Origin of the sequence: Gilliamella sp. Pas-s27, from assembly GCF_009795865.1 — a bacterium.
Classification (GTDB): Bacteria; Pseudomonadota; Gammaproteobacteria; order Enterobacterales; family Orbaceae; genus Gilliamella.
On record NZ_WTEW01000017.1, the window covers coordinates 52,531 to 63,890 of the forward strand.

8 protein-coding genes and 2 pseudogenes are annotated in these 11,360 nt (G+C 33.8%); all 10 read right to left on the reverse strand.

What is annotated here, in order from left to right; all coding sequences use genetic code 11:
- Positions 1 to 117: 117 nt before the first annotated feature.
- Positions 118 to 543, reverse strand: a complete 426-nt coding sequence (tssE, locus tag GQ589_RS07895; RefSeq protein ID WP_160412346.1) for a type VI secretion system baseplate subunit TssE — start codon at positions 541 to 543, stop codon at positions 118 to 120.
- Positions 540 to 1,085: a type VI secretion system lipoprotein TssJ gene (gene tssJ / locus GQ589_RS07900; RefSeq protein WP_160425453.1), complete on the reverse strand. Its 546-nt coding sequence runs from the start codon at positions 1,083 to 1,085 to the stop codon at positions 540 to 542. Before tssJ ends, tssE begins: the two co-directional genes overlap by 4 nt.
- Complete coding sequence (gene tssG, locus GQ589_RS07905) at positions 1,075 to 2,121, reverse strand: type VI secretion system baseplate subunit TssG (protein ID WP_160425455.1); 1,047 nt, start codon at positions 2,119 to 2,121, stop codon at positions 1,075 to 1,077. Before tssG ends, tssJ begins: the two co-directional genes overlap by 11 nt.
- The gene (gene tssF, locus GQ589_RS07910; RefSeq protein WP_160425458.1) at positions 2,085 to 3,848 is read right to left on the reverse strand and encodes a type VI secretion system baseplate subunit TssF; all 1,764 of its coding nucleotides are present in this window, start codon (positions 3,846 to 3,848) and stop codon (positions 2,085 to 2,087) included. The genes tssG and tssF overlap by 37 nt, the downstream gene beginning before the upstream one ends.
- A 45-nt stretch (positions 3,849 to 3,893) precedes the next feature.
- Positions 3,894 to 5,504: a type VI secretion system protein TssA gene (gene tssA, locus GQ589_RS07915; protein WP_160425460.1), complete on the reverse strand. Its 1,611-nt coding sequence runs from the start codon at positions 5,502 to 5,504 to the stop codon at positions 3,894 to 3,896.
- Between the two features lie 30 nt (positions 5,505 to 5,534).
- Positions 5,535 to 8,873, reverse strand: coding sequence for an ImcF-related family protein (locus tag GQ589_RS07920; protein ID WP_160425461.1), 3,339 nt, complete (start codon positions 8,871 to 8,873; stop codon positions 5,535 to 5,537).
- 3 nt (positions 8,874 to 8,876) lie between these two features.
- Positions 8,877 to 10,007: a hypothetical protein gene (locus GQ589_RS07925; protein ID WP_160425463.1), complete on the reverse strand. Its 1,131-nt coding sequence runs from the start codon at positions 10,005 to 10,007 to the stop codon at positions 8,877 to 8,879.
- A 4-nt stretch (positions 10,008 to 10,011) separates the two neighbouring features.
- The gene (locus GQ589_RS07930; RefSeq protein ID WP_160425465.1) at positions 10,012 to 10,278 is read right to left on the reverse strand and encodes a PAAR domain-containing protein; all 267 of its coding nucleotides are present in this window, start codon (positions 10,276 to 10,278) and stop codon (positions 10,012 to 10,014) included.
- A gap of 631 nt (positions 10,279 to 10,909) precedes the next feature.
- A pseudogene (locus GQ589_RS07935) lies at positions 10,910 to 11,107 on the reverse strand (IS3 family transposase); the annotation flags it as partial.
- 27 nt (positions 11,108 to 11,134) lie between these two features.
- A pseudogene (locus GQ589_RS12290) lies at positions 11,135 to 11,360 on the reverse strand (IS3 family transposase); the annotation flags it as partial.

The following is an 11,360-nucleotide window of genomic DNA, read 5'->3' on the forward strand; positions in this document are numbered from 1 at the left end:
ACGGATTATATTAGTATGACATTTGTCGTACTAAAAGCTGTTGCATAGTATAAAGGTTTTGTGGCTTTATTGCCAGAGTGTGGAGGGGTTGATAGGTAAAACTTACTCGATTTAATTTTAATAACGACGTTCCTTTCGTATATATTTTAAACGAGCTTTACCATCTGGCATAAAATAAGTCCCATATTTAACCAATCCCCCTTGCTTGAAATGACAAATCAGTTCATAAGCTAATACCATGTCATCATTGTTTTTTTCATCAATATTCAAATCAATAGAAGCAAGCCTTGGTTCATACTTTAATAATGTTTGTTCAATTGCTCTCATTAACACGTAAGCTGATGAGGGTAAGGCTTGGAAAATTGTTGACATGTCAGGTAACCCATAGTCTGGCATGTGCTTTATAGCTCCAGCGCGGCTATTTAAAATACGCTCAATATTATCCATCACGCTAATAATTGTCTGTTCATTTTCAGTTATATCATCAACTGCTATACCTGATTCAAAATAACCATAGATCAAATCATATAGTGAGGCACTCATCTACTTTCATCCACCAATTTTATTGTATATTGACTTGCAGATATTTCACGCGGCTTACTAATATTTAAATCCCCTCGATTCAAAATAAGTCGCCAGCTATTATCTTTTAGGTTTGGTTCTTTATAAAGTGCTGCAATACCTACTGCTTTAGCTTTTTTATTAAATGAGGTATCAATAGAAATAGCAGTATTTGGCTTTAATACTATTTCTTTACTGTCAACCAATGACTCTCTTAAAATATCGCTATCTTGATCAACCAATTCTTGATAAGAAATAGAGTTAAAAATGTCGGCTTCTTTTAATTGATAAATACGAATAACAACTGGTGAAGAACGCCCTTCATCATCCATATTTAATTCAGCTCTTGCCGTAATATCTAAATGTAATGTCCTTATATCCCATGTAAAGAGAGAATTGCTTAAATCAGATACTTCCTCTGTAACACTCTGAGCAATACCACATCCTGTTAGCCATATAGTTAATAGAATAGCAATAAATAAATTAATTATTTTCATGTTTTCTTCCTTTATATTATGCCGCATAAGCAATTCCAGAATAGTATCCTAAATTTACAGCTACTTCATCTTGAATAAAATTACCATTTACTGTTTTTTTAGTAAACGATGCAGTTTGTCCTAGTCGACTATTTTTCGATATCAATTGGCTTCTAGGTAAAAATTGACGCTGAATATAGAGAGTTATTTTAGCATCAACTTGATAACCTAGATAAGCTCTTAATAAAGCTAACAAATCATAATATAATTGTCCATCAGGTAGTAAATCAGCAACCTGACTTTCATATTGCGGTGTAATTGCTATATGAACTGTTTGGTTACACTCCCTAAAACGAGATCCTAATATAGTCCCTCCACCTAAAGAAATGCGTTGTAATCCTTTATCTCCGAACTGTGCAGGATTATTAATTGAATACCAAACGGGATAAAATTCACTTACAACAACTTTTGCATCATTTACTAACACTCGAACTAACCCAGCGATCCCTTCGGCTGTACGTGTTTTTTGTGACATCACCCCTAATAAAGCCAAAAAACGAGATAATGGTGTGCCAACTTGCTTATCTGCACCTTCTATACCAAATCCTGTTAATCCAAGTAAACACTGAGATATAGAATCTCGACCACCGCTTAAAAAGCTAGCCGGATAATGATATTTCAACCAAATTCGATAAAACTGTGTTATTACACGATGGTTAAAGATATCTAAAAAGTCTGTCATAGCTTGATAATTTTCTTCACGACGAATAATATTATCAAGCAAACCAAGGGGTAATACTGCATCAACACCATATAACCCTAAAAAGCGAGTTCGAACTGTAGTCGGACGATTAATATAGGGTTCTCTTTCTATATATTTCAACTCACTAGCAGGAAAAGACATATCGATAGATGGGGCAAAACGCAAAGGATCTGCTGCTGGATTTTCATTTTTACCTAATATATTTCCATTTGCATAAATTTGTTCAATTAACTGACAAAAACGATAAAAATTTATTTTTGGCAACGCTTTTTCAAGCGTCTGCATTAAAGGACTGTTTTCGATGCTTTGCTGTGATTCCATACTATTTTATTTCCTGTAGGTAAAAGAATAATCATTAATTGTGTAAATAAATTAACATCGGCATATAATGCAAAAAATTGGTGCAACAATTCACCAAAAAGCATCACATCACCTTCTCCCGTAAATTGGTAACTATTAATTGTTACTTCAATCTCTATACCACGTTGCAACATCCCTTTTTCGATGCGTTTAATCATTCGATGAGAAACTTCGACTATACCATCTAAACGCCGGCGATTTAGTTCATTATCAGTCCAATCATATAAAGCAAGAGTCCCTCGCAAAACCTCAGCGTTCATTAATGACAAATAATTAGGTGCTAAATGCGATAACACTCGCCAATAAAAACGATCCTCTGTTGGTGGATAGCAAGGTAATGTTGGAGAACATAAATTTTGTACTTTTGAAATACTATTGTGAGCATTACACAATTCATTAATTCGGGCATTTCGTAATGCTTTCCTAGGTAACATACCATTAGTGCCAGTGACACGTAATGATAATGTTTCTTCTTCAAGAACTTCATTTTTATCCCAAATTTTACCACCTAAAATCAACCAAGTATCATGCAAACCTGAAGCACCTTTACGAACTCGGGTATGATAATACCTTTCTGGAGCATCATGCCGTAACATACCACCTCGATGTTTAAAACTTGTAAAAGGCTCATATTGATAGCGTCCAGTACGAGTAATTGCCTCTACATGCTCAACAGAATAAATCTCAACATGTCCATCTTGCTGTAATAATGGACGAAGTAGGTATTCACTCTCCAACTGATTGACAATAACAGGATCGGCTTCCAGATTGAATAAATTAATTACAGGTACACAATGTAAACGGATATTATTATGATCAAAAGGCATATCATTTGGCCAAGTTTGATTAAGTAATAATTCAATGTCAATATACTCGCTTTTTTCTGGAAAAACTTGAAGTCTTAACCCATGTAAATCAACAAACATAAATTTTTCACGGAATGCAAAATACTCTAATAAGAGTTGGTATCCAGCAAAAGCATTATCAGGTTTTAACCACAAGCGGTCATCTTCGTCAAATCCAACGGGAATTATTTTACCCTGAAAATTTATACGTTCTTCTGGCCGAGTAGCATAACGCAAATACATTGATGTAACTTGCTGAGTTAGCATATAATGCAACATTGAAGCAATCGGTCCATCCGCACTCAAATATAATCTAAGTTTAGACAAATCAAGCTGTTCAAAATCGGTTAATTCTCCAAAACTAAGTCGAAGAGTAATCATACTTCGACCATCATGGTGAACACCAAGTTTCGCCTGACTAATTTTAACAGGCTGTAATGTTACTGATTGTGTCGTACGATATGGGCACTGAGTACCCATTTGCCCTAGTGGTTCTGTCCGTACTTGTAACCCCTTGGGAATTATTTCTGGACGAGATAATGTTTCATAATTTGGTGTTAACTCAATAATAGACAATGACGGGATTAATCGCAAATAGTGAGGCCAAAGTAAACTAACTAAACTTTCAGTAAGTTCAGGTAAATCATCATCAATTTTCTGACGTAATCGACCAGTTAAAAAAGCAAAACCCTCAAATAATCGCTCCACATAAGGATCCCGATCACCAACACTATCTAAATTAAGTTGGCTTGCTCTATCTGGATGAATTTTAGAAAATTCCTTTCCAGCTTCCCGCAAGTAGCGCATTTCAGATTCGTAATAGCGTAAAATCAAATCATCCATTGTTTATCTCTTTATTTTTCACATTATTTTTTATCTTTTATAAAATTACATCACACTTAATGCTTTAGCTGGATCTAGCTGAATTAGCTCTTGTTGTAATAACTCAACTAACTCTAGCAGATGTGGTTTTATCTTCTCTTTAGATTTACTTTTTTGCTTGATTAATCGAAATAAACATCGTTTAACATCAAATAACAATTCTTGCTCCCACTGTAATAGGGTCAATAATTGTTGTTGATTATTCAGACTGATGAACAAGTCTAATGCAACATCTTGTTTTCCAAATTGTTCAGCAACTCTTGCTTGAGTATATTGCAATAAATATCGTTGTTTAGGGGAACGTAGCAATGGCAAGTTTTGTAACCAATAAAACGCTTTTTCTAAATTTTCAGAATGAGCAAGTTCTAGTGCTTGTTTTTCAATTTCATTCCAATCATCCTCGCCAGATATAGCAATAGGTTGCATGCTATCATCTCCATCTAAATGATGTATACGTGCATTATTTGAGATCCAATTTAATGTTTCATCGTCTGCAAATGGCATACCATTTTCAAAAAAGAGAAACTCAACACCATTTAATCGTTCTAACATTAAACCAATATCCGTTAAATAAATATCTGCCCATGATTGATAAGGCTCTCCCATTTTTTGTAATGACATCACCGTTGCTCGCTGTAAATCTAACCAAAAATGGTTAGCACTTTCCATAAAAGCCGTTTCAACGCGTTCAAAAAGCTCTGACCACTGTTGTTGAAGGATTAAACGACTAACATGTTGCTTAAGTTCCGTTCTCGGAGCGGGTAGCCGCGTTTTACCTTGATGATCCGCTGGTGGTAAATCACTAATTGTATCCCACCTAAGTACACGTAAAAATCGACCAGCAGCAAGATATCCATCTGGTTTTTCACGTAAAAAAACAGCCATTTTACGAGCCTGATCCAATAAATCACGTTGAGAATTAATTTTTATTTCTGTGATATTTTTAGGAGATTCTAATTGAGAAGAAGAAATAGGAGCTACTGACGAATTATCTTCTATGTTAACCTTTTTAACAGATTGATTTAGACCATTATTAAAAAAATGGACTAATGCAGACAAATCAGGTGCATGAACAGATTGATTAGGATCATCGCTAACAAATAGCTTCTGACAGCAGAGATCAATTTGATTTAATGCAACAATAATACGTGTCAAACAAAGTTCAGATAGAGGATGTAATAGAGTAAGTTGATCAATAAACTTTGTATTAGTAAGCCACTCTACAGCATTTTTACGAATGTTATGCCGAGAAGGATAAATTGATGAACCAAAGGTATCCAATAACCCAGCTAACAACTCAACACCATCAGCAAATCCATTCGCACCATCTATATGTAAACGAGCTAAACAATAATAAGTTGCAACACGAATATCTTTACTATGCTTTTTTAATATTGTTTCACTTTCGGTAACAATTAGCTGGTAATTAATTCCAGATAATTTCGCAATCTCTTCTTTGATTTCTTGAAATGTATCATGATAAGTGAGATCCTCACCGGTAGGATTTTCAGATGTAATTGGCTTCAACCACTCTTCCCAACGCTGAGTAAACTCCATCTTTACTGAATCATTAGGAGTTTGTTGCCCTAAAAAACGGTTTAATAATTGGCTAAACATAATAATAATCCATCATTTTATTTTTATAAATCACGATTCAAATACTGTTTTTGGTAAAGTAAAATTGCGTAATTTCAATAATGTCAATGGGCCACCACCTAGCTGAGTACGTAAAATAAATTTTAGTTTACGTTGATCTGGTGCGTTCCAAATAAGCTCATAGCGACTTGAATCTAATCGTTTTACATATGCAGATTCAAGTAAACGAATCCATGCCCAATCACCACTATAATATTGATAAAGCTTTAATCCTGCCGCATCACCGCTCCAACTTAATTGCGAATAAGGAGAATAACCATCGCCAGGCCAATTAAAACGTTGCCAAGTAGGAGACTGATTAAAATAATCTATCTTTTGTTTATTTATCACCAATTCAGTTCGTGTGATTTTGTTACCACTACGAGGCATAAGTTCAAATGATAAAGCTGCATCTCCTGTAGTAAGCAACTCTACCGATAGGTCATTAAACAATTTTAATGCATCAAGAAATTTAGGTGAAAAATTAAGACCTTGAGCATTAACAGAATTGACAATCCAGCTTCCGCCTTTCTTTTCTAATACCCCATTCAACTCATTAGCAATAAAGTTATCAACGATACCTGTATCAGCACGTAAAAAACGTGCAAGTTCGGCTAGTGATGCTTCGTTATCACTATTTTTAAAAGGATAGCGACCAGCAAAAGATTGTTCCCACTGACTGACAATATAATTTTGCCAAAGCTCATTAAATCTATTTGCTGCTGGTATTAACACTACTTGCCATGACTGTTCAAGTGGCTTTTTAAATAAACTATAACCAAACCCAGACCACTCTTCACCTAAATTTGCCGCAATTAAGTTACCATAGTCTCGTGTTTCAGTTAAATCAACAGAAGTGCCTTTAAAAACACTTTTTGCTAATCCTTGCATCATTGCTTGAGGATCAGCGCTATTTGCTATATTTTGCAATTTTAAGCGCACTTGTGTAATACGTAATAGGTAAGTTTGTAAAGACAGTCCATTTGTATTATTGTTATTAAGCAAACTCGTGACAGGCGAAAATGTTGCAGTTAACGGTCCTGATGCTTCATTATTTATCGGTAACCCTGTTTTGGATTTATTTCCAATCAATTCTTGTGCAGAACGAATTAAATTATCTGACAAACCATCACCTGAATAAGCAACCTCAGACTGGTATTTCACAACATTGATTAAAGCAATTAAAGGAGACTGACGGGTATCTGCTAGCAATGTAAGTTGTTCAATAACATCTGAAACATTATCAGATGAATGCCATTGAATCGTATTTAAAAAGAGTAACCATGCTGCACCATACTCACTAAAATAACGATCGGTAAGTTGTTTTTTTAACATATCAGAAGAAATTGAAGCGGTCAAATCACTTTCTCCGTCACTCAAAACCCAGTCAATCTGCTCTTTTCTATTTTTTGCGACCTCCTCAATTTCATCTTTAATGGTATCATCCCAAGCTTTGCGGGTATAGACACCTGGAATCTCGGTATCAGTAGAAAACAGCATTTGGCTATCTAACCCTTCAAGTAGCTGATTTAAATTTTGATTTTCATAATGTTGGCTAGCTCGTTGAATCATCTCTTTATAAAGAATATTAACAGTATTTTGTACACCAACCTTATTAATTAAAATTTGTCTAACATCTTTAACTAAACGAGTATCACTACTTAATGCCCAATCAGGATGCAAATTAAGCATTTCCCCCCAAAAACGAACCAAATCAGGCATAAGTTTTTGCCAGTCACCATCACTCACACCTTCCGGGGAACGCCATTTTGTTGTGGCAAATTGGCTTAAATAAAAACCATCACTCTTATCAGGATGCCCCATCATTAAATAGGCTTTTAATACATCATATGCAGAATCGACTAATTTTAATCGTCTAGGATCATTTGGTGCTAATTCAGTTAATAAAGTCAAATAGTCTGTCATAATCTTGTGAAATGGCGTAGCAATATTGCGTGAATTTGTTGCCCGATAAGTAAGCCACATTCTTTTGAGCAATTCATCATTATGATTCAAGCCAAACCGATAAAGTAAAGGAGCACCATGCTGTTGACGATAAAGTAACTGTTCTAAATGTTGTTGTAACTTATGCTGTATTTGTAACTGTGAGATATAATCTTGCTTAATGGAATCATCAGCCAGCTTGACAATCTCAACGCTATCATCAATGAGCGAGGCGTTTCGGAAATATGACGTACAAAGCGCCATACACATCACGACCATCAGCGAAAGTAGCGCATAACAAGACCAAATATCCCACTGTACTCCCATTCTTTGCCCAAATTGTGAATTAGCATCATTTCGAATTGATTGCCACGTGGGGGTCATTACTAGGGAATGCTCAAAAGTGGGCATTTCTTCATTAATTTTTGATTGATGTGGTAAGAAGAAAAGCCCTCGAACATTAGGAGAATAAGGAAAAGAAATCAGCGATATTAAATAGCATTTAATATTTTTAATATCACCCTTCACTAAATCCTGACTAAGTTTAAGTAAAAACGAATAGTTCGTATTATCTTTGACTTGTCTTACACCACGTTGACAGCAATCTTTTGCTAATTGATTGAGAGAAACAACGACTGATTCCATTGTCTCTTGGTTTAACTCGGTAAAAAGTAAACCAGTGCTTTGTTCAATACGCCCAGTTTGATCCCATTCACTTTGTTGTCCCGCAACTAAATAAAGAGGAGAAGACCATTTTAAAATCTTATTACGAGCTTGTAGCTTTAATACGGCCTTTTCAAGTAATAGTTTTTGCTGACGATTATCATCAAGATAATGTTTAGAAGTAACCCAAATAACAGCATTTAGTGGTTTACTAAAAAATGGTAAAATGCGAGAAAAATGACTTTTTAGGGCTTGTAACCACAGTGTATTTGGGTCATCTTGAATATCACCACCATATATCATTAACGTATTATCACTAAATTGCCATTGATCTTTTAATAAATGAGGAAACAAACGCTCAACATCGGAAGGTTGTCCCAGCACTAAACACTTACAAACTTTATAACGCCAAAATATACCTAAACGATATTTACACTGTTTTTCTATCTCCAGAAATTCGGTAAAAGGAACTGTTTTGGGTTGCTTTGATTTTTTATTTTTTTCAGGATTAAGTTGCTCATGTTCTGATTTTTCCTTAGTCCATAACTTATATCCCATTGTGACAATAACTGGCAAAAATATAAAACCTAATAGCAATAACATCCCTTGTATCCAAACAGTGATTTTTTCTTTTATTGTGTGATAACCTAATGTGTCACCCAAAAATATAATTGCTAAAATAAAAAAGATAGCACCTAATAATATAAACAAAATAAAACCAATATTTTTCCATTTATTTTTCATGTACTATTCCCCATTTAAAGCTGTCACAACTGAAAGTAACCATCGGTTTTGTTGCATTACAGCAATTAGATTATTTTGTTTTGTTTTAGTTGTTATGTCACATGCCAATGCCAATGTAAGCCAATAAGAAGCCTTTTGTTGATTACCAACATAATTTTCTAATTGGCAAATTAATTCAAGGGATATTTTTTGTTCAGCTAATTGTTTAATAATATTTAATCGTTGATTATTATCTAAATTTGCTAAAAAAAGCTGCTTAACCTGATGTATTTTGGATTGCATTTCAACCATCTGCTGAACACCCAAAGGCATATCCGAGGTTATCATTGGACGTAAAACTTCACTTTTCCCAATATTAATAGCTAAATCTTGATAATATACTTTGTCTATCAATAAAAAAGAACATAAAAATGCCCCTTCCGATGAAGCAGTATTATTAATGATAATTAATTCTATAGATGATTTAGAACTATCAATCAGTTCCATTAATTTATCAATATCCACATCCGCTATAATATGATGAGAAAACACATAAGGTTGTGTTATTTTTGCACTTCTATAAGCATCATTAATATCTTTTTCAATAAGTCCATATGATTCAGGTAAAGAATAAACAGTAACATTGATAGGATCTTTGGTAGGCAAAAGAAGCAACATATCTCTCATTGAAAAAAATAAGTTCTCAATATTTTTACTCAAATCAAATGTAGAATCAAATGCTAACGATTTATTAATCCTTGAAGTAAAAGATTCATTATTTTCCCAAATATCATTTAGGTCTAGCTGATTAGGTAAAACATAAAAACTATCAAGAATAATTAATGATTGCATTGCCCATTCTTGCCAATTTTGTTCAATATGTTTTTGTTCATGTTGCCATATTTCATATTTTTCTTGCGCAAGCCCATAAAGATAAAGACGAACACTAATAGCAATACTTCCTATTGCAATCGAGATAAATACAATACTGAACCAAAATGCCCATTGTGAAAAATAGTTTTTATCAGACCATATTAAAGCAAGAATTACACTAGTTATTAAAGCTAATATGATAAAAAAGCATAACCACCTTCCAGCATGCAACGGCTTAGGCGCTTTTATTGCATCAATAATAGTAGGTTTAGGCCAAGACATTATACTATCCCATTACCGCTGAGCTAATTGTAGAAATTACTTTACAGCCACATTCACATAAACACTGATCAATAACTACAGCTTTACCATCAAAAAAAATCGTTTCAGCTCCTTCAATAATTTTATTCACGCCATGCCCTTGCTTAGGGCAACTAACAAGATCACCTATCAAAGCAACAGGTTTACCTTCAATTATTGTCATTGAAGATGCAGATATGACAGAACCACCATGCGTCGTTGGATCACCCAATCGAACCACATTTCTTACCATTGTTTTATTCCTTATCTTTTATTACAAAGCAAACATAAAATATCTGAACGATATATCACATTAATGAATTTATTATTGCTATATTTAATATCTTACTGATAACAAGATTAAGCAAGCAAAAGACATAAACACAGTATCAAGTAAAAGAGTTTTACCTAGACTGATAAAGGTTATCGTATAACACCACAAAAAAACTTCATTATTCTTCACCTTCAACCTATTACGTTAGCATTGACAAAAAAACTCAGTAACAGTTAAAGATTATGACTAACACTTTTCTGCCTACCAAAAACCTCATTAAGTAATCCCTACTATAACTTATCAAGAAAGCATTCCTATTGATTTTCCATGCCTCCTTTCTTGTTTTACATTTTTAAAATCAATACTCTAAACTTTAATTTTTTTTAATTATCCGACTCTTAGACTATTATTATTTGTTATCCACAATAGATAACAAAAATAAATTATAAGTTATTTTAGCGTGGATTTTAACCTTTTTTAAAATCTATTTATTTAATATGAATAATCTTTAGGAATTACTCATGTAAATCTCACATAGAAAATTATACTACCTGTTTTCGTGTTTTAAATTAAATCGGCGTGTAACGGTCAACAAAACTTGGAGACAATCTTAGGCAGTTTTTAGTAAATTGTATTCAAATTCTGCAGGTGAAATAAATCCCAGTTTATAATGTCTTCTTTTTTGATTATAAATAGGTTCAATGTAATCAATAATATCAGCTATTGCTTGCTCTTTGGTTACATAATCTCGATAGTTGCTCCTTTCTGATTTTAATGATCTAAAAAATCGCTCAGTCACAGCATTGTCTAAGCAATTTTGATCCTCGCCAAAATATTACACAGTGCCCACCTCTATCATTTTTTCATTTTGGTAATATTGTTGTTCATATTGTTCAGGTGATACCCAGCCATTGGTTGAATGACGGCGTATCCGATTATAATAGATTTCAATATATTCAAATAGTGCTTTATTAGCCAGTTTCCTCTTCGACTCATGCTTTGCCTTAGCTCATATTGTAACAATAATTGCTTGAAATCAGCGCTGCAATATTGGCTGCCTT

Bases quoted from the DNA above. Each gene is read 5' to 3' on its own strand.
- tssA (WP_160425460.1), bottom strand. From the start codon at position 5,504: ATGTTTAGCCAATTATTAAACCGTTTTTTAGGGCAACAAACTCCTAAT.
- tssE (WP_160412346.1), bottom strand. From the start codon at position 543: ATGAGTGCCTCACTATATGATTTGATCTATGGTTATTTTGAATCAGGT.
- GQ589_RS07930 (WP_160425465.1), bottom strand. From the start codon at position 10,278: ATGGTAAGAAATGTGGTTCGATTGGGTGATCCAACGACGCATGGTGGT.
- GQ589_RS07925 (WP_160425463.1), bottom strand. From the start codon at position 10,007: ATGTCTTGGCCTAAACCTACTATTATTGATGCAATAAAAGCGCCTAAG.
- tssG (WP_160425455.1), bottom strand. From the start codon at position 2,121: ATGGAATCACAGCAAAGCATCGAAAACAGTCCTTTAATGCAGACGCTT.
- GQ589_RS07920 (WP_160425461.1), bottom strand. From the start codon at position 8,873: ATGAAAAATAAATGGAAAAATATTGGTTTTATTTTGTTTATATTATTA.
- tssJ (WP_160425453.1), bottom strand. From the start codon at position 1,085: ATGCGGCATAATATAAAGGAAGAAAACATGAAAATAATTAATTTATTT.
- tssF (WP_160425458.1), bottom strand. From the start codon at position 3,848: ATGGATGATTTGATTTTACGCTATTACGAATCTGAAATGCGCTACTTG.